This window comes from Paenarthrobacter sp. TYUT067 (assembly GCF_023656375.1).
Classification (GTDB): domain Bacteria; phylum Actinomycetota; class Actinomycetes; order Actinomycetales; family Micrococcaceae; genus Arthrobacter.
Genome location: NZ_JAMOIT010000029.1, coordinates 1 through 19044, shown reverse-complemented (window position 1 = coordinate 19044; position 19044 = coordinate 1). Strand labels below are relative to the sequence as shown.

The 19044-nt window shown below is 62.5% G+C and carries 16 protein-coding genes; 9 read left to right on the top strand and 7 right to left on the bottom strand.

Annotation, left to right across the window (positions count from 1 at the left end; all coding sequences use genetic code 11):
* Positions 1 to 20: 20 nt before the first annotated feature.
* The 4 genes from MOD31_RS20385 to MOD31_RS20370 all read left to right on the top strand — a co-directional run bounded on the left by MOD31_RS20385 (position 21) and on the right by MOD31_RS20370 (position 2565).
* Complete coding sequence (locus MOD31_RS20385; protein WP_142939555.1) at positions 21 to 497, top strand: FHA domain-containing protein; 477 nt, start codon at positions 21 to 23, stop codon at positions 495 to 497.
* Between the two features lie 20 nt (positions 498 to 517).
* Positions 518 to 1234 (top strand): MerR family transcriptional regulator, encoded by a 717-nt coding sequence (locus tag MOD31_RS20380; protein WP_250821542.1) that lies wholly within the window; start codon positions 518 to 520, stop codon positions 1232 to 1234.
* Positions 1234 to 1737 (top strand): bifunctional nuclease family protein, encoded by a 504-nt coding sequence (locus MOD31_RS20375; RefSeq protein ID WP_250821541.1) that lies wholly within the window; start codon positions 1234 to 1236, stop codon positions 1735 to 1737. The genes MOD31_RS20380 and MOD31_RS20375 overlap by 1 nt, the downstream gene beginning before the upstream one ends.
* A gap of 234 nt (positions 1738 to 1971) precedes the next feature.
* On the top strand, positions 1972 to 2565 hold the full coding sequence (locus tag MOD31_RS20370) for a MerR family transcriptional regulator (protein WP_142939553.1): 594 nt from the start codon (positions 1972 to 1974) through the stop codon (positions 2563 to 2565).
* Between the two features lie 118 nt (positions 2566 to 2683).
* On the opposite strand, the gene MOD31_RS20365 is transcribed toward MOD31_RS20370, so the two are convergent.
* The gene (locus MOD31_RS20365) at positions 2684 to 3493 is read right to left on the bottom strand and encodes a ParA family protein (RefSeq protein WP_142939552.1); all 810 of its coding nucleotides are present in this window, start codon (positions 3491 to 3493) and stop codon (positions 2684 to 2686) included.
* A gap of 303 nt (positions 3494 to 3796) precedes the next feature.
* On the opposite strand from MOD31_RS20365, the gene MOD31_RS20360 reads away from it, so the two are divergent.
* Positions 3797 to 7192 carry a pyruvate carboxylase gene (locus MOD31_RS20360; protein WP_250821540.1) on the top strand — a complete coding sequence of 1132 codons (3396 nt, stop codon included), beginning with the start codon at positions 3797 to 3799 and terminating at the stop codon, positions 7190 to 7192.
* 65 nt (positions 7193 to 7257) lie between these two features.
* Here the strand turns inward: MOD31_RS20360 and MOD31_RS20355 are convergent, their stop codons facing one another.
* Complete coding sequence (locus tag MOD31_RS20355; protein ID WP_250821539.1) at positions 7258 to 9069, bottom strand: AMP-dependent synthetase/ligase; 1812 nt, start codon at positions 9067 to 9069, stop codon at positions 7258 to 7260.
* A 187-nt stretch (positions 9070 to 9256) separates the two neighbouring features.
* Here MOD31_RS20355 and MOD31_RS20350 point away from each other — a divergent pair, with 187 nt between their 5' ends.
* Positions 9257 to 10315, top strand: a complete 1059-nt coding sequence (locus tag MOD31_RS20350; RefSeq protein ID WP_142939549.1) for an ROK family protein — start codon at positions 9257 to 9259, stop codon at positions 10313 to 10315.
* Positions 10316 to 10318: 3 nt separating this feature from the next.
* Here the strand turns inward: MOD31_RS20350 and MOD31_RS20345 are convergent, their stop codons facing one another.
* From MOD31_RS20345 to MOD31_RS20335, 3 genes are read right to left on the bottom strand one after another with little or no spacing between them, the layout of a single operon-like run.
* Positions 10319 to 10873: a hypothetical protein gene (locus tag MOD31_RS20345; RefSeq protein ID WP_250821538.1), complete on the bottom strand. Its 555-nt coding sequence runs from the start codon at positions 10871 to 10873 to the stop codon at positions 10319 to 10321.
* Positions 10860 to 11663, bottom strand: coding sequence for a carboxylesterase (locus MOD31_RS20340; RefSeq protein WP_166842731.1), 804 nt, complete (start codon positions 11661 to 11663; stop codon positions 10860 to 10862). Before MOD31_RS20340 ends, MOD31_RS20345 begins: the two co-directional genes overlap by 14 nt.
* Entirely contained in the window at positions 11660 to 12448 is a 789-nt protein-coding gene (locus MOD31_RS20335; RefSeq protein ID WP_250821537.1) for a carboxylesterase, read from the bottom strand. The genes MOD31_RS20340 and MOD31_RS20335 overlap by 4 nt, the downstream gene beginning before the upstream one ends.
* 111 nt (positions 12449 to 12559) lie before the next feature.
* On the opposite strand from MOD31_RS20335, the gene MOD31_RS20330 reads away from it, so the two are divergent.
* Positions 12560 to 13351, top strand: a complete 792-nt coding sequence (locus tag MOD31_RS20330) for a 1-acyl-sn-glycerol-3-phosphate acyltransferase (RefSeq protein ID WP_142939545.1) — start codon at positions 12560 to 12562, stop codon at positions 13349 to 13351.
* Between the two features lie 66 nt (positions 13352 to 13417).
* Positions 13418 to 14821 (top strand): class II 3-deoxy-7-phosphoheptulonate synthase, encoded by a 1404-nt coding sequence (locus tag MOD31_RS20325; protein ID WP_142939544.1) that lies wholly within the window; start codon positions 13418 to 13420, stop codon positions 14819 to 14821.
* A 63-nt stretch (positions 14822 to 14884) separates the two neighbouring features.
* Here MOD31_RS20325 and pknB read toward each other — a convergent pair whose 3' ends face one another.
* Positions 14885 to 16948 (bottom strand): Stk1 family PASTA domain-containing Ser/Thr kinase, encoded by a 2064-nt coding sequence (gene pknB, locus MOD31_RS20320; RefSeq protein WP_250821536.1) that lies wholly within the window; start codon positions 16946 to 16948, stop codon positions 14885 to 14887.
* 75 nt (positions 16949 to 17023) lie between these two features.
* Positions 17024 to 18361 (bottom strand): LysM peptidoglycan-binding domain-containing protein, encoded by a 1338-nt coding sequence (locus tag MOD31_RS20315; RefSeq protein WP_250821535.1) that lies wholly within the window; start codon positions 18359 to 18361, stop codon positions 17024 to 17026.
* 255 nt (positions 18362 to 18616) lie between these two features.
* On the opposite strand from MOD31_RS20315, the gene MOD31_RS20310 reads away from it, so the two are divergent.
* Positions 18617 to 18970, top strand: coding sequence for an Rv2175c family DNA-binding protein (locus MOD31_RS20310; protein WP_142939541.1), 354 nt, complete (start codon positions 18617 to 18619; stop codon positions 18968 to 18970).
* The last annotated feature ends 74 nt before the right edge of the window (positions 18971 to 19044 follow it).

Below are 19044 nucleotides of genomic sequence, written 5' to 3'. Positions count from 1 at the left end.
GCGGATGAGGAGGAAATTCCATGGTTGGCGGCGAACAGAATGAAGCCAATGTCGGGAACGGCGCGGAGGAACAGCCGTCGTCGGAGACCACCTCGATCAGCATTACGCCTACGTGGGACGAGCCGAGCATTGCGCCCAAGTTGGCACCTGAAGAGCGTGCGTCCGTAGACGCGCTTCCGCCGAACTCAGCCCTGCTCATAGCGCACAGCGGCCCCAATGCCGGTGCTCGTTTCCTGTTGGATGCGGACACCACCACGGCGGGACGTCACCCGGATGCTGACATCTTCCTGGACGACGTCACGGTATCGCGCAAGCACGTTCAGTTCATTAGGTCTGAGTCCGGTTTCGAGCTGGTGGATATGGGAAGCCTGAACGGTACATACGTCAATCACGACCGCGTGGACCGCGTGCAGCTGAAGACCGGCAGCGAGGTACAGATCGGCAAGTTCCGGTTGACCTACTACCTGAGCCCTGTTCGCGCAGCAGGCCAAGTCTGACGGGGTATCTGCCTGTGGCTATGGCCCAGCAGGACCGTCGCGGACCGCAGGTCCTGAATATCGGGGAAGTCCTTGCCCAGCTGAGTGAAGACTTTCCCGGTATGACGGCGTCCAAGATCCGGTTCCTTGAGGAAAAGGGACTCATCAATCCCAAGAGGACTCCTGCCGGCTACCGTCAGTATGCAGACAGCGATGTTGAGAGGCTCCGCTTCGTCCTGGCCCTTCAGCGTGATCAGTATCTGCCGCTGAAGGTCATCAAGGACTATCTCGACGCAATCGATCGCGGCGAGAGGCCGGAGAATCTCCCGGCCGGTGTCACGGTGTCGCCCCGGGTGGTCTCTGCGGAAATGGCGGCGGAAGTGCAGGGGCGCGCCCGTGCCCTCACTGAAGAGCAGCTGCGTGCCGAGTCGGGCGCAAGCGTGCCGATGCTCGAATCATTGCTGAGCTTCGGGTTGATCAGTCACGTGGGTGGCAAGTTTGACGAACACGCCCTCCAGGTGGCGCGAGCCTGTGTGCAGTTGGAAAGCCACGGTCTGGAGCCCCGGCACCTCAGGCCGTTCCAAGCTGCCGCTGAGCGGGAGTTCGGCCTGGTGGAGAGGGCTGTTGCCCCCTTGACCTCTCGACGGGATGCTGCGTCCCAGGCCCGGGCAGCTGAGGCTGCCCGGGAGATTAGTGATCTTTGCCTGACCCTGCACAGGGCCTTGGTGCACGACCGTATCTCACGGATGGACAGCTGATGATCGAAGTCGAAATCGTCGGGGTCCGGATCGAGCTGCCTTCCAATCAGCCGTTGGTGCTGCTTCGGGAGATCAACGGAGAACGCCACGTTCCCATCTGGATTGGAACTCCTGAAGCCAGCGCCATCGCCCTGGCGCAGCAGGGCGTTGTCCCGCCCCGGCCCATGACCCACGATCTCCTAGTGGACGTTGTGGAGTCCTTGGGGCACTCCATCATCAGCGTGAACATTGTGGCCGTGGAGGACAACATCTTCTATGGGCAACTGCAGTTCGATGACGGCACGGTGGTCAGTTCGCGCGCTTCTGACGCGTTGGCCTTGGCGCTGCGTGCCAAGTGCCGCATCTGGTGCGCAGATGCTGTGATGGCGGAAGCCGGCGTTCGTATCACTGAACACGATGAAGGCGAGGATTCGGAGCCGGATCCCGCGGTGGACGAAGAGCGCGAAATGCGCCGGTTCCGGGAGTTCCTGGACGACGTTGAACCGGAAGATTTCGAAGGCTGATCCACCCTAAGCCTAAAGTTGAGGGTGAAACTTTCGACACGACCGGATTTTGAGGCGAAGGTCTTTGACCTCGGCGCTCCACAGGCCTAACGTCGAAGTTATCAAGTTCCCGTTGCATACACTGCCTGCGCAAGTCACACTGGAAGGTGCGGACTTGCGGGAATTACACTGCTGCATTTTGCCGTTGTAACAGGTATGCACCGTCCCCAAGGGAACTGAGAACAAGGAGGTCACGTGAGTCCGAAAGGCGAAGCAGGCGAGCTGAAGCAGTCCTCTGCCGGCATTGCTGCGCCCGCATCCGGCGCCCAGGGTCTGCTCTTCACTGAAGACCTTCCTGTGCTGGACGAGGACGCGGGCTATCGCGGTCCCACTGCCTGCAAAGCGGCAGGCATCACCTACCGTCAATTGGACTACTGGGCGCGTACGGGCTTGGTTGAGCCCGCTGTCCGCGGTGCTGCCGGCTCCGGTTCGCAGCGGCTCTACGGCTTCCGCGACATCCTGGTGCTCAAGGTGGTCAAGCGCCTCCTTGATACCGGCGTGTCACTCCAACAGATCCGCACCGCCGTCGAACACCTCCGCGAGAGGGGCGTTGAGGACCTCGCGCAAATAACGCTGATGAGCGACGGTGCCAGCGTGTACGAATGTACATCTGCTGATGAGGTCATCGACCTCGTCCAGGGCGGACAAGGCGTCTTCGGCATAGCGGTGGGACGTGTATGGCGGGAAGTAGAAGGAAGCCTGGCCGCGTTGCCCAGCGAGCACGCTGGTGAGCAGTCCTTTCCCGACGACGAACTGGGCAAGCGACGCGTCGCACGGCGCATCAGCTAACAGCTTGCCCGGGAATCAGAATTAGCGATAGAAGGCCTCGTCCCTGCAGGGACGAGGCCTTTTCGATGCTTAAACGTGCTTGGTGGCGGCGCCTCATGCTGGCGGCAAACGCTGCCGGCTAGCGCTGGCGACGGTCCCGCACTGCGGATTGACCGGCCAGGAGGTTTTCGAGCAAGCCATCGAAGAGCTTGGCTGCGTTCTTTGCCGAGTCCCCGGGCCAGTGATGAACGGAGTGCGCTGCACCCTGGATCTGCTGCCAGTTGGCTTGCTCCGGAATGTGGGGTGTCAGCAGCAGTTCGCCGAACATGGATTCCATTTCAGCCAAGCGGAAGGTGTGCTCCACGGATCCGGTCCGAACCCGGTTCGCCACAATCCCTGCCGGGGCCAGGTTGGGAGCGAACTCCTGCCGGAAGAGCTGAATGGCGCGCATGGTACGCTCCGTGCCGGCAACTGAAAAAAGCCCAGGCTCGGCCACGAGGACTACCCGGTCGCTGGCGCTCCACGCCATGCGGGTCAGTCCGTTAAGGGAGGGCGGGCAGTCAATCAGGACGAGCTCGTAGTTGCTGGCACCTGCCAGCACCGCGGAAAGCCTGCGGAGGTCGCGCCTGCCCAAATCCGGGCGGTCGTAAATACCCGTGAAGGCCGAACCGACTGCGACGTCCAAGGTGCCGTTGCTTGAGCCGTTGGAAACCCAGCTGCTACCGGCCACATTGCCCGGCAAGTTGGCTTTCCGGGGGCTTTTCAGCATCCGGCCAATGTCCAATTGTCCGCCTGGCTGAACGCCAAGTGCCGTGGTGGCATCGGCGTGCGGATCGAGATCCACCACCAATGTGGATATTCCTGCTGCGAGGGCCGCGGACGCCAGACCGGTGGTTACGGACGTCTTTCCCACTCCACCCTTGAGGCTGCTGATGCTGACTACTTGCACTTGAAAACCCAAAACCTAACGCCGGTTGCCGTATCGCGCTGATTCGCTCCGGAAGCGCCGGAGCCGGGGCTTGCCGAAGCCCCCTCAACATCATATGGTGCATCGCGTCTGATTCCCGCTTTCTACGCGCCCGACCGCCCAGGGATCAGGTTCGCCACTAGCACGCCGTCGGATCGCGCGCACGCATATACAGCCCACATGACGAATCCTTTGTGATGGTTGCCACAAAGATTTGTGTTTGATGCTGGCGGCACTACACACTGTGACCACCGACCGATCCACCCGCAATGATGCAGGAGAAGTATGTTTTCGAAAATTCTGGTGGCCAATCGCGGCGAAATCGCGATCAGGGCGTTTCGCGCTGGTTATGAACTGGGCGCCAAGACCGTAGCTGTCTTTCCGCATGAGGACCGTAACTCGATCCACCGGCAGAAGGCCGACGAAGCTTACCTGATCGGCGAGGTGGGTCATCCCGTCCGCGCCTACCTGGACGTAGAGGAGGTTGTCCGCGTCGCCAAAGAAGCCGGCGCTGACGCCATTTACCCCGGCTACGGCTTCCTCTCCGAGAACCCGGACCTCGCCCGTGCTGCCAAGGCGGCAGGAATTACTTTTGTGGGTCCGCCGGCGGAGGTACTGGAGCTGGCCGGTAACAAGGTTGCCGCTTTGGAGGCCGCCCGCAAGGCCGGCGTCCCTGTCCTAAAGTCGAGCAAGCCCTCCAAGGACCTGGACGAGCTCATCGCCGCAGCCGACGAGATCGGCTTCCCGATCTTCGCCAAGGCCGTCGCCGGCGGTGGCGGCCGCGGAATGCGGCGCGTGGAGACGCGCGAGGCTCTCCCCGAAGCTTTGCAGTCCGCCATGCGCGAAGCTGATGCGGCTTTTGGTGATCCCACCATGTTCCTTGAGCAGGCAGTCCTGCGTCCCCGCCACATTGAAGTGCAGATCCTGGCTGACGCCGAAGGCAACGTCATGCACCTCTTTGAGCGCGACTGTTCGCTGCAGCGCCGTCACCAGAAAGTGGTGGAAATCGCTCCCGCGCCGAACCTGGATGAGAATATCCGCCAGGCCCTTTACCGCGATGCCGTTGCGTTCGCCAAGGCCCTGAACTACGTCAACGCCGGAACCGTGGAGTTCCTGGTGGACACGGAGGGGGAGCGGGCCGGACAGCACGTCTTCATTGAAATGAACCCCCGCATCCAGGTTGAGCACACCGTCACTGAGGAAATCACCGATGTGGACCTCGTCCAGGCACAGATGCGCATCGCTTCAGGGGAAACCCTCGCGGACCTGGGGCTGAGCCAGGACTCGGTGTTCATCAAGGGTGCTGCGCTGCAGTGCCGTATCACCACCGAGGATCCCTCCAACGGCTTCCGCCCTGACGTTGGAAAGATCACCGGCTACCGTTCTGCCGGTGGCGCCGGGGTCAGGCTCGACGGCGGTACGGTCTACTCGGGTGCCGAGATCAGCCCGCACTTCGACTCCATGCTGGTGAAGCTGACCTGCCGTGGCCGTGATTATCCTGCAGCCGTAGCCCGCGCACGTCGTGGTTTGGCTGAGTTCCGTATCCGTGGCGTGTCCACCAACATCCCGTTCCTGCAGGCGGTTCTTGCGGACCCGGACTTCAACGCCGGAAACGTGGCCACAGACTTCATCGACAAGCGCCCTGAGCTGCTCAAGTCACACATCTCTGCGGACCGCGGAACCAAGCTGCTGACGTGGCTTGCCGAGGTTACCGTGAACAAGCCAAACGGTGAACTCACAGTTCATTCGGACCCTGCCAGCAAGCTGCCCGCGATCGATGGCCCGGTTCCCACCTCGGGTTCGCGCCAGAAGCTGATCGAACTGGGACCGGAGGGCTTCGCCAAGGCGCTGCGGGAGCAGCAGGCACTGGCCGTCACGGACACCACTTTCCGTGACGCCCACCAGTCCCTGCTGGCAACGCGCGTCCGTACCCGCGACCTCGTGGCAGCAGGCCCGGCAGTGACGGCGCTGATGCCGGAGCTGCTTTCCGTGGAGGCCTGGGGCGGCGCAACGTACGACGTCGCGCTCCGCTTCCTCGGTGAGGACCCGTGGGACCGTTTGGCTGCTTTGCGCAAGGCTTTGCCGAACACTTGTATCCAGATGCTGCTCCGCGGCCGCAACACGGTGGGCTACACCCCGTACCCGGAAGAAGTGACGGAGGCTTTCGTCAACGAGGCCGCCGCTACGGGCATCGACATCTTCCGCATCTTTGACGCCCTCAACGACGTCAACCAGATGGCCCCCGCCATCCGGGCCGTGCGTGCAACCGGGACTGCCGTCGCAGAAGTTGCCCTCTGCTACACGGGCAACCTCCTGGATCCGAACGAGGACCTGTACACCCTCGACTACTACCTGGACCTCGCCCAGAAGATCGTTGACGCCGGTGCCCACATCCTTGCCATCAAGGACATGGCTGGACTCCTGCGTCCGGCCGCCGCAGCGAAGCTGGTGACAGCCCTGCGTGAGCGCTTCGACCTGCCCGTGCACCTGCACACGCACGACACCGCGGGCGGTCAGCTTGCCACGTTGCTGGCAGCTGTTGACGCTGGTGTGGACGCCGTTGACGTGGCAGCGGCTTCCCTGGCCGGCACCACCAGCCAGCCCGCGGCGTCTGCCTTGGTTGCTGCCTTGGCCAATACGCCCCGCGACACCGGGCTGAGCCTGGCCAACGTTGGCGCGCTCGAGCCCTACTGGGAAGCTGTACGCCGCGTCTACGCCCCCTTCGAGTCCGGTCTTCCGGGTCCCACAGGACGCGTCTACCAGCACGAAATCCCCGGTGGCCAGCTCTCCAACCTTCGCCAACAGGCCATCGCCCTTGGTCTTGGTGAGCAGTTTGAGGCCATCGAGGACATGTACACGGCGGCCGACCGCATCCTTGGCCGCTTGGTGAAGGTCACACCGTCCTCCAAGGTGGTGGGCGATCTCGCGTTGCACCTCGTCGGACTCAACGCCGATCCCGCGGATTTCAACGAGAACCCGCAGAACTACGACATCCCGGATTCTGTCATTGGGTTCCTCTCCGGCGAACTCGGTGATCCTCCCGGAGGCTGGCCCGAGCCGTTCCGCACCAAGGCCCTTCAAGGCCGCAGCGTCAAGGTGCGCGACGTCGAGATCAGTGCCGAGGACAGTGCAGCGCTGAAGGGCGACTCCAAGACGCGACAGCACACGCTGAACCGTTTGCTCTTCGCCGGACCCACCAAGGACTACCTCAAGAGCGTGGACACCTACGGGAACATCTCCGTGCTGGATACCCGTGACTACCTGTACGGTCTCCAGCAGGGCGTAGAGCACGTCATCGAGTTGGAGAAGGGCGTTCGCCTCATTGCCCAGCTTGAGGCTGTCTCGGAAGCTGACGAGAAGGGCATGCGCACCGTGATGTGCACGCTCAACGGGCAGTCCCGACCGGTGGTTGTGCGTGACCGTTCAGTGGTCAGCAATGTCAAGGCAGCTGAGAAGGCGGATCCGGCACAGCCTGGTCAGGTTGCCGCCCCGTTTGCCGGCGCAGTTACCGTCACCGTCAAGGTGGGCGATGCCGTCAACGTCGGCGATACCGTTGCCACCATTGAAGCCATGAAGATGGAAGCTTCCATCACGGCGCCGGTTGCCGGCACGGTCTCGCGCCTTGCCATCTCCTCGGTAGAGCAGGTCCAGGGTGGGGACTTGCTGCTGGTGATCGGCTAGCAATCAGCACCAAAAAGTACCCCGTCCGGAATCCGGACGGGGTACTTTTTTGTGATTCGTTGTGGCTACGAAGCGCGGGGCGCTGTGTACATTTCCTCAATGACGGCGTCGAAGTCCTTCATGACCTGCGCACGCTTGACCTTGAGGGACGGCGTCAGGTGCCCTGAGGCTTCAGTGAAGTCCGCCGGGACGATCCTGAAGGACTTGATGGCCTCGGCCTGGGAAACGGACTGGTTGGCCTTGCTGATGAGCTCCTGGACTGCGGCCTTCACTACTGCGTGGTCAGTGGCTTCTGCAAGAGTGGTGCTTGCGGGCAGTCCGTGACGGTCCAGCCAGCCCGGGAGCGCTTCCTCATCCAGGGTGACCAAGGCACCGATGAACGGTCGGTTGTCGCCCACCACCAGAACCTGGGAAACCAAAGCATCCGCGCGGATCTGATCTTCCAGCAGGGCAGGAACCACGTTCTTCCCGCTGGCGGTAACTATGATTTCCTTCTTGCGGCCAGTGATCTTGAGGAAGCCGTTGTTGTCCAGTTCTCCAATGTCACCGGTACGGAACCAGCCGTCGGTGAACGTTTCGGCCGTCAGGTCTTCGCGGTTGTAGTAGCCCCGCATGACGCAAACGCCCTTGGCAAGGATTTCGCCGTCGTCGGCAATCTTCACGGAGTTGCCCGGCAACGGGGCGCCGACGGTGCCGATCCTGATCATGGACGGCGTGTTCACCGAGATCGGGGCGGTGGTCTCCGTCAGGCCGTAGCCCTCCAGGATCTGCAGGCCGATGCCTTGGAAGAAGTGGCCCAGGCGTTCACCCAACGGGCCGCCGCCGGAGACGGCGTGTGCGACATTACCGCCCATGGCGGCGCGGAGCTTCCCATAGACGAGTTTGTCGAAGACGGCATGCTTGAGCTTCAGCCCAAGACCCAGCGAACCGGCTTCGCGTGCCTTGGAGTAGGCGATTGCGGTATCCACTGCGCGGTGGAAGATGGCACCCTTGCCGCCGTCCTCCGCTTTGGTCAGTGCCGAGTTGTACACCTTCTCAAAGACCCTGGGTACAGCCAGGATGAACGTCGGCTGGAAGCTCTGCAGGTCAGCCAGCAGATTCTTGATATCCGGGGTATGTGCCACCTGGACGCCGCCGGCCACAGCCAGCACGGAAATAAAACGGGCGAAGACGTGGGCGAGGGGGAGGAACATGATGGTCTTGCCCGACTCGTTGATGATCTCAGGCAAGGAAGCGCGGGCGTTCTCGGACAGTTCCACAAAGTTGCCGTGCGTCAACTCGCAGCCTTTGGGCCTGCCCGTCGTGCCGGAGGTGTAGATGATCGTTGCGAGATCCTTGAGGCCGGCCGATGAACGGCGGGACTCGAGTTCGTCGTCGGGGACGCCGGCGCCTGCAGCGCGTAGGGCGTCGAGTCCGGCGCCTTCAAGCTGCCAGACATTGGCCACGGACGTAATGTCCTCCGCGGCAACAGCCTGGCGGATGATGTCCTCGTGGTGGGCCGCTTCGCCGAAGGCGGCAACAGCCCCGGAGTCGCCGAGGTTCCATGCCACCTGTGAGGGAGAGGACGTTTCGTAGATCGGTACGGAAACAGCTCCGGCAAACCAAATGGCGAAGTCCACAAGGGACCACTCGTAGCGCGTACGGGACATGATGCCCACGCGGTCGCCCACAGCAACGCCGCTGGCGATGAGTCCCTTTGCCAGGGCCCGGACGTCTGCAAGGAAGTCCTTGGCACGGATGTCCTGCCACTGTCCAGCCTTATCCAGCTTGGAGAAGAGGGCAGGGTTGGACGCTTTCGCTGCCTCGCGGATCACGAAGTCCGTGATGTTGGTTTCCGGGGCAATATTCACGAGGGGAGGAACACTTATTTCACGCACGGTAGCTCCTTTGATATCCACGGGCCACGAGGGGCTGCTTTCACTCTAGTATGCCCGCTCGCGGTGGTGTGTTCTATTTCACCTACTGGCGAGTAACTTTACGGATCGGCAGTCATTTCAAGCAAATGGGAGCCTTCGGGCCCGTGGAATGCGAATGCGGCCATGCCCTGCGGAATAGGATGATGGGATGCCCGCACTACGGTCCACTTCCCTGGTCAGACCCAAGCCCCCGGCCTCGGCATGGAGGGATGCGCCCTGGGCCGCCCGCCGGAGCCATTTAGGTCGCCGGGGCCTGGCGATCGGGATTGACATCGGCGGCACTAAAGTGGCCGCGGGCGTCGTGGATGCCGAGGGTCGGGTCCTCGCCGAGGCCCGCAGGTCCACGCCCGGCGCGGACCCCCGTGCAGTCGAGCGGACCATCGTGGAACTTGTAGAGGAACTCAGCGCAGGCCACCGGATCGCCACGGTGGGAATCGGCGCCGCCGGTTGGATGGACCTCGACGGCGGCACGGTGCTGTTCAGCCCGCATCTCGCCTGGCGTAACGAGCCCCTGAGGGACAGCCTCCAGAAATTGTTGAGGCGTCCGGTCCTGCTGACCAACGACGCCGACGCCGCCGCGTGGGCGGAATGGCGGTTTGGTGCAGGTCAGGGCGAAAGTCGCCTGGTGTGCATCACCTTGGGCACGGGCATCGGCGGAGCCATGGTCATGGATGGCCGCGTGGAACGGGGGCGCTACGGCGTGGCCGGGGAATTCGGGCACCAGATCATTTTCCCGGGGGGACACCGCTGCGAATGCGGCAACCGCGGATGCTGGGAACAGTACGCCTCCGGAAACGCCCTGGGGCGGGAAGCCAGGCAACTGGTGCGAACCAACTCCCCGGCAGGTTGCGCGCTCTTGGAAAAGGCGGGCGGCACCGCAGAAAACCTGTCCGGGGCGGCCGTGACCGCGCTGGCGCTGGAGGGTGATGCCACCTCGCGTGAGCTCATTGCCGACCAAGGCGAATGGCTGGGTTTGGGGTTGGCCAACCTCGCCGCAGCGCTGGACCCCGGAATGTTCGTCATCGGCGGCGGGCTCTGCGATGCGGGGGAGTTGCTCGCAGGGCCGGCCAGGGAATCGTTCGCTAAAAACCTGACCGGGCGGGGTTTCCGGCCCATGGCCAGGATAGAGCTGGCGGCACTCGGTCCGCGCGCCGGCATGATCGGTGCGGCAGACCTTTCCCGGGTCAGCGGCCGGGCGCGGAGCTAGCAACTAGAGGCGGGCGCCGTCGTCGTCCTCATTCTTCTCCTGCGGAAGCCGCGTAATCAGGTAAATCACCGATGCCACAAAAACTGCCACGATGCCCAAAGTGGCCGTCAGCGGGGCAGACCTCCAGAACATGGCAGTGAAGAGCAGCGCGAGCGGCCCGCCCACAGCACCAACCCATGCCAGCATGACCAGTGGCTCAGTTCCCGCCAGGCTTGGGGGCTCTTCGGGAACGAACGTATGGTCCTCGTCCTCCACCTCGAAGTCCCGGGGCCCGGGCGGTTTGCCGGGTGCCTCGGCGTCTGTGCGCGCCGCTGCCGGATCGGGTATCGGTTGCTGCGCCGGGGTGGAGAGGCCCAGCGGATCGAAGTCCTTGAAAGACTTCCCGTGCCCTGGCATTAACTGCCGGGGATCTGAGTCCTGGATCCCGTAGCTGTCCGCGGGAGGTGCCCCTGCCGGGCCGGACTCTGTGGCCTCCAACCGGGCCACCAGATCCTGCCACACGGCGTCGTCGTCCTTATTGGCGCTTTGATCAGCGGAATTGGGGTCAGGCCTGTTCATGGGTTGTGTCCTTTTCGGAGAAAAGCCCGGGACCTGCCAAGGCCGCTACGGTCTTTTGCATGAACTCGACAGACCCGGCAAAAATTTCCGGCGCATCATTATCAAGGGTGGCCACATGGCGGCTGTTATGGAGGTAGCTGACGTCCACTGGTGCCTGAACCCGGGAACGGAGGAGTTCCAGGCTCGCGTTCGAAATCACGTTGTCCACCGTTGACTTATAGACCAGGACGGGTGAGCTGATGCGGGGCAGGATGGCCGCCGTATCTTTGTACATCTTCTTGAGCTGATGCGCGGCCGCGACTGGTGTTCTGGTGTAGGCGCCCTCGTCCTGATCCGGTTTGAGGATGTCGTTGGCGATCGCCGGAGTGGTTTTCACCACGTACTTGAGCGCGGCTACGATCACAGCCCGGGGATCGTCCAGGACCAGCCCGGGGTTCACCACCACCGTCCCTGCGACAGGACGGGTGGCCGCGATCCGCAATGCCAAAGTTCCACCCATGGACAGTCCCGCAGAGAAAACGTAGTCGCACTCGGAAGCCAGCTCGAGATAAGCATCGTCCACGGCACGATGCCACTCCCGCCATGAGCGGGTGGCCATATCCTGCCACGACGTGCCGTGCCCGGGCAGCAAAGGCAGCCTCACGGCATAGCCAGCCTCAGCAAGGTGTTGGGCCCACGGCCTGACGCTGTGGGGGCTCCCCGTGAACCCGTGGGACAGGACTACGCCAACGCGCGGCCCAACCCCATTCCAGCTGCTATGGAACGGCGAGAAATCCGGGAGCATTTTCATGATGACTCTGAGGCTACTCTGTCACCGGCGTGCTGACGGAAAAAGTGGGCCGATTCTTCAAAAATGGTGGGTGCGTCAACATCCAAGGTGGCCACATGCCCGCTGTGGGGGAGGGTGACTACTCTCAGGCGCGAGGATGAAATGTACTTGCTGATGGTGGCCACTGAACTGGGCGGGATGACGCCATCTACCGAGGATTTGAACACCAGGGCGGGGGCCTCAACATGGGGCAAACCCCGGGTGGCCGCGCGGAAAAGCTTCTTGAGTTCATGCACCGACTGCAGTGATGTCTTGGAATAGTCGCCGGTTTCAGCGGTGGCCGGTGCTGGTGAGTCCTCCTCTATGGGAGTGGTGGTCCTCATGACGTACTTGAGGGCGCCCACGTACTTCACCCTGCGGTCATAAAAGCTGAGGCCCGGGTTGACCAGAACCAGCCCGGAAACATCGTGCAGTGAGGCTACCCGAAGGGCAAGTGCGCCTCCCATGGACAGCCCTGCCACAAAACAGCTCTCCGTCTTGGAGGCGAGGTCCACATAGCTCTGCTCGAAGGCCCGGTACCAGTCCTGCCAACGCGTGGTGGCCAGGTCCTGCCAACTGGTTCCGTGGCCGGGGAGCAGAGGCACGGAAACAGCAAATCCCTGGGAGGCCAAGTACTCAGCCCAAGGGAGCATGCTGAGCGGGCTTCCTGTGAATCCATGGCAAATCGCCACGCCTGTGGAGGCATTGGGTCCATGCCCCTCATGGTGGAATGCGAGCGGCGCAGCGGGTAGAGAGCGTTCCGTCATGTGTCCCATCGTGTCACTTCTCCGGACATTTCTCACTGGAGTAGGGTTGCTGTTGAGTGCCGGCCGGATTGCCCGGATGCATGCCAACCATTCGGCCGTGAGAGGACAAACGTGTTCTATTGGGTCATGAAGAGGATCTTTCTCGGTCCCATCCTCAAGCTCCTGTTCCGTCCCTGGGTCAAGGGACTGGACAACGTTCCTGAAAGCGGCGCCGCCATCCTGGCGTCCAACCACTTGTCCTTCTCGGATTCCATCTTCCTGCCCCTGATGGTTCACCGCCCTGTGATCTTCCTGGCCAAGTCCGAGTACTTCACGGGAAAAGGGCTCAAAGGCCGGCTCACTGCGCTGTTTTTCCGTCTGAGCAACCAATTGCCCATGGACCGTTCGGGAGGCGCGGCCTCGGAAATGTCGCTGCAAGCCGGCAAGGACGTCCTGAACTCCGGGGGCCTGCTGGGGATTTATCCGGAAGGCACACGCAGCCCGGACGCCAGGCTTTACCGTGGGAAAGTAGGCGTGGCCAAGCTGGCACTGCAAACGCGCGTCCCTGTGGTGCCTGTGGCCATGATCGGTACGGAGAAGGTCCAGCCCATCGGCAAACGTCTCCCCAACATCCGCCGGATCGGGCTCATTTTCGGGCAGCCCTTGGACTTTAGCCGTTACTACGGCATGGAGGATGACCGCTTGATCCAGAGGGCTGTGACCGATGAAATCATGTACGAATTGATGCGGCTTTCCGGTCAGGAATACGTGGATGAGTACGCAGCAGTGGTCAAGGCCCAGTTGGCCGGCAAAGGCCCGGAGCCGGTCCACAAGATTGAGGTTGCCGAAGAGTCCGCCGCGGACATAGCTGAAGACAGGGACGATCCCCGGAGTGACGGGTCCGGATCCACGGAGAGACTGTGACGCATGCGGCGGCATCGGTTACGGCTGCAGTCCCGCAACATTGCCGCGGGCTACTACTCTTGAAGGGTGACTGAGCTAACCGCGAACACCGCACCCTCCGCAGCAGATCCCCATGCCAGTACCGCCCAGAGCGGAGCGGCAAATTACCCCGGCCTCGACGCCTGGCGGGACCTGCCGATTTCCCAGCAGCCCACGTGGTCCAACTCTGAAGTCTTCAAGGCTTCCGTCAAGGAACTCTCCGTGGTGCCGCCCTTGGTCTTCGCCGGTGAAGTGGACGTTCTGAGGGAGCGCCTCGCGGCTGCTGCCCAGGGCAAGGCTTTCCTCCTTCAGGGCGGCGACTGCGCTGAGACTTTTGAGGCCGCTACTGCGGACAGAATCAGTGCCCGGGTCAAGACGATCCTCCAGATGGCAGTGGTACTCACGTACGGCGCTGCCATGCCCGTCATCAAGATGGGCCGGATGGCCGGACAGTTCGCGAAGCCGCGTTCCTCCAATGACGAGACCCGCGATGGCGTGACGCTTCCCGCTTACCGCGGCGACATCGTCAATGGCTACGATTTCACCCCTGAGTCCCGCGCTCACGATGCCAGCCGGATGCTGAAGGCCTATCACACCTCCGCTTCCACGCTGAACCTCATCCGTGCCTTCACCCAGGGGGGCTTCGCGGATCTTCGCCTCGTTCACCAGTGGAACAAAGGTTTCACGGAGAACCCGGCACACGCACGCTACGAATCACTGGCGCGGGACATCGACCGTGCCATCAGCTTCATGGACTCCTGCGGTGCTGACTTCGAAGCACTCAAGCGCGTGGAATTCTTCGCCAGCCACGAAGCACTGCTGCTCGACTACGAACGCGCGCTGACCCGCATCGATTCGCGGACCGGACTGCCGTACGACACCTCCGCCCACTTCCTGTGGATTGGCGAGCGGACCCGCGAACTGGACCACGCCCATGTGGACTTCCTGTCCCGTGTACGGAACCCCATCGGCGTTAAGCTTGGCCCCACCACCAGCGGTGATGACGCCCTGCGCCTCATCGACAAACTGGACCCCAACCGCGAACCGGGCCGCCTCACGTTCATCACCCGCATGGGCGCCGGCAACATCCGCGAGAAGCTGCCTGCCGTCGTCGAACGCGTCACTGCATCCGGCGCGCAGGTGCTGTGGGTGACTGACCCGATGCACGGCAATACGGTCACCTCGCCGAACGGTTACAAGACGCGCAACTTCGATGACGTCATTGATGAGGTGCGCGGCTTCTTCGAGGTCCACCAGGCCCTGGGAACGGTCCCAGGCGGACTCCACGTTGAAATGACCGGCGATGACGTTGCTGAGTGCCTGGGTGGTGCTGATCCTATCGACCAGGACGCTTTCCTGGACCGCTATGAGTCGGTGTGCGATCCTCGCCTGAACCACATGCAGTCCCTTGAGATGGCCTTCCTCGTAGCCGGAGCCCTCTCAAAGAAGTAGGGATGTAACAAAGGCGCGGTCCGGATTATCCGGGCCGCGCCTTTTGTTTATGGCTGGAAGCTATCAGACGACTGTCAGCGTCACCACGGAGTCTTCCGGTACCTCGGTGTTGACGGGATTCTGGTCCCGGACGGTGCCAAAGAACCCACCGAGGACTTTGTTGACCTCAACCTTGAAACCGAGTTTCTTCAATTCCTTTTCAGCTTCAGCGGCCTGCTTTCCGATGAAACTGGGGACCTTGACCAACTTGGGCCCCTTGGACACGGTGAGCGTCACGGCTTCGCCCCGGATGAGGGTACCGTTGGCCGGCACCTGGGAGACCACCGCGCCCTTCGGGACCGCCTTGTCATTGACCGTCTCAGGGGCGATGACTGCTTTTAGGCCAGCGTCCTGAAGCGCCTTGACTGCTGCATCCTGCGCCAGCCCGCGCACGTCGGGCACGGGGATGGGCTGGGGCCCCTTGGAGACCGTCAGGGCCACCGGGGTGCCATGCCTGACTTCCGTGCCCTTGACCGGGTCCTGGGAAAGCACGACGCCGGCGGGCACTTTCTCATCGAAAGTCTCCGTGACGTTGCCGAGAGCCATCTCGGCAGCATTCAGCGCAATCTTGGCCTCGTCCAGAGTGACACCGGTCAGATCGGGCAAGGGGAAAAGCTGGGCACCTTTGGAAACGAACAACGTGATGGGCTGAAATTTCCGCACTTCGGCACCGGATTTGGGTTCGGTCCCCACCGCAAGGCCGGCAAGGATATCGTCGTCGAAAACGTCCTGCGGTTCCGATTGGAATCCGGCAGTGCGGAGAAGCTGCTGGGCTTCGGCAACGGTTTTGTTTTTGACATCCGGTACGCTCCCCGGCGATCCGGGTCCCATACCGAAGAACCATCCGGCCGATGCCGCCAGCGTCGCGAGGATGACAATCACGATGGTCCAGATGATGCCACGGCGCCGGGGGTTGCCCTCGCGCAGGGGGCGGCTCGGTGTTGCTGCGGCCCTGGCGCGGTCCTTGCTCTCCTGCCGTTCGAGTCGCTTCAGCTCCCGCTTGCCCGGTTGGCGCGCGTCCATCTGGTTCCCGGGAGCAACGACGGCGCTTGGCCTGCCGGGACCACCCGCAGCCATAACGGTGGTGGGGTTGCTTTGCTGGGAAATGAATTCCGTGGGCGACACAGTGGCGGCTAACGCTTCTGTGGGGTTGCTTCCCGAACTGCCAGGTTGAATGGTTGCCGCAGCGGCTGCGGGGGAGCCTGGCGGCCGGAAGGCTGTTTGCCTGCGGTCCAGTTCCTCGTCCGACAGGGTGGTGCGGATGTGGCGGAGCTCCGTCAGCAGCGCAGCGCCGTCCACCGGCCTGTTCTCCGCATCAACGGAGGTACACCACTGCACGAGCTCATCAAGGTCCTCTGCAAGGCCCGGAGCAGCATCCGAGGGGCGTCCCACCACCGCATTGACGTGCTGGTAGGCGACCTGAATGGGGGAGTCTCCCACATAGGGCTGTTTGCCCGTCAACATCTCATACAGCATGATGCCGGCCGAGTAGATGTCGCTTCTGGCATCTGCGGGCTGGCCGAGCACAAGTTCGGGGGCCAAGTAGGCCACTGTTCCGATGAGGGCGCCGGTGCTGGTATTGGCGGAGATGGCCCTGGCCAGGCCGAAGTCTCCCACTTTGATGCGTCCGTCGTCTGCAATGAGAACGTTTTCCGGCTTGACGTCGCGATGGATGAGCCCTGAGCGGTGCGCGGCTGCAAGGCCTTCGATCACAGGATCGATCAATGCCAAGGCAAGGCGCGGCGGCAATGGGCCTTGTTCGCCAAGGGTGTCGCGGAGGGTGTGTCCCTTGACGTACTCCATCACCAGGTAGGCAATATGGCCGTCCTCGCCTTGGTCGAGCACGCCGACGATGTGCGGGTGCGAGAGGCTCGCGGCCGCCTTGGCTTCGCGGCTTAGTCGCTCCAGGAACGTGGGGTCATTGGCCAGATGCGGGTGCAGGACTTTGAGGGCCACGTCGCGCTCCAAGCGCTGGTCCGTGGCCAGGTAGACAGTGGACATTCCGCCCCTCGCCAGGCGGGAACGGACAGTGTATCGGCCGTCCACAGTGGTCCCGATGAGGTGGTCCTGCATTGGTTCTTGCACCATACGATCCTAAACGAGGCAGGGAAGGGGCCCGAATCCACAAGGGATGCGGGCCCCTTCCAAGGTGCAGCTGACGGTCTAGCCGAAAGTGCGCTGGCGTGCCTTGATCGACTCGACGTAGCGCTTGGTGTCGTCGTACATGCCGTATTTGTTGACTGAATACTGGCCCTGGTAGTACCCGGCGATTGCCGTGTCCAGGTCCTTGCTGGTGGCAATGAGCGTCCGAATGATCGCCACACCTGCGGTGGCATTGTCGTAAGGGTCCAGAAGGTTGAGCTTGCGGCCCACCAGATCCGAAGCCCACTGCCCGGAGGAGGGGATAACCTGCATGGTGCCGATGGCATTTGCGGGGGAGACGGCGCGCTGGTCAAAGCCGGACTCCTGTTCGGCGAAGGCCAAAGCCAGGGACGGGCTCACACCCATGCGCCGTGCGGTGTCGGCAACGATGCTCTTCATCTCAGCGCGGCTGGGCACCGGCGAAGCATTCAGTAGTGCCTTGTTCTCGTTTGCTGAGCTGACTACTGCCGGCGGGTAGGTGAAACCCAGGAACGTGCTGGGTACCAGCGGCTTGGTCTCTCCCGCAGGCTGCAGGCCGGCGCCCGGGATGGTGAGCTTTTGGCCCGGGTAAATAACGGTGGTGGCCGTTACGTTGTTATTGGCGGCCATCAATGCAGCCAGGGTAACCCCGTGGCGGGAAGCGATGGAACTGAGGGTGTCGCCTGCCTTGATGGTGTAGGAACCTGTACCGGCCAGCGGGGCGGGAGCAGGCGCAGGAGCTGCCGGTGCTGATGGCGCCGATCCTCCACTGACCTTGATTTTCTGGCCGGGATAGATGATGGAGCTTCCGTTCAGCCCGTTCCAGCTGAAGATGCTGGACAGGGGAACGTTGTGCTTGGCTGCTATGGCACCCAAGGTGTCTCCGGGGACCACGGTGTAGACGGTGGCGGTGGTGGGGGCGCTGGGTGCACTCGGGGCAGAAGGGGCCGGCCGCGTCGGTGCTGCCGGGGCGGTGCCAGTGAGCTTGATGGTCTGTCCCGGGTAGATCAGCGTGGTGGCAGAAAGCTTGTTCAGCTGAAGAACGGCCGTGGTGTCCAGGTTGAAGCGGCGCGCGATGGCGCTGATGGTATCGCCGCGGACAATCGTGTAGGTGTCCGGTACGGACGGGGCCATGGGGCGCAGGGCGGCCGGAAGGGTGGCCGCCACCGCATTGGCAGGAATGACTGTGCCCACGTTGACTGCTTGAGCCTTCATGGCGGCGGCAAGCGTTGCCGGGATCTTTCGTGGTTGCGGCGCCGGTGTGGCCATGGACGGTTGGGCCAGGGCAAGTGAGGACAAAACCACGGCGGGAAGTGCAGCCGTGGTTGCCGCGATAACCGGCATGCTCATGGTTCGTTTCGGCGAACGGGGCGTCGTCATGGAATGTGTCCTCATCTCAAACAGCGGGGGATTGTTACTGCTGTTGTCAGTGTTACCAACGTGGCTGATGTTATCAATGATGCAAATGTGATCAGTGTGAATCTCTCATACTTAGTCGATCAGCACAACAATTCCTGTCAAACCGAACAAACAGCCACAATTCACGCAGATGAACGGCCCCTGTAAAGCGTCGGCACGCCATCGTCGTCGAACGTCAGCTAGGCGCGGGGCGGGGCGGCGTGGCAACCTTATTCCGTGAGTAATGTAGAAAGCCTTGTTTCCGACTGGCTGCCGCTGCCGGATGTCGCCGAATTATTGGAAGTTTCCATCACCAAAGTCCACGGACTTCTGGATGAGCGTGCGCTGGTCGCCATCAGGCGGGGAGAGCGGAACATCCGCTCCATCCCGGCCCTTTTTGTCCAGGACGGGCATGTTGTAGACAGCTTGAAGGGGACCGTTGCGGTTCTGAGCGACGCCGGCTACAACGACGAAGAATTGATTATCTGGCTTTTCACCCCGGATGAGTCATTGCGGGGGCGTCCCATTGACGCCCTGCGCGAGGGGCGTAAGACAGAGATCAGGCGTCGCGCCCAGTCTTTGGCCTGGTAACGCCTTCGACTTTCCAACCGGCCTCCTCACGAGGAGGCCGGTTAAAATGCCCGACGACGGCGGTGACTAGATCG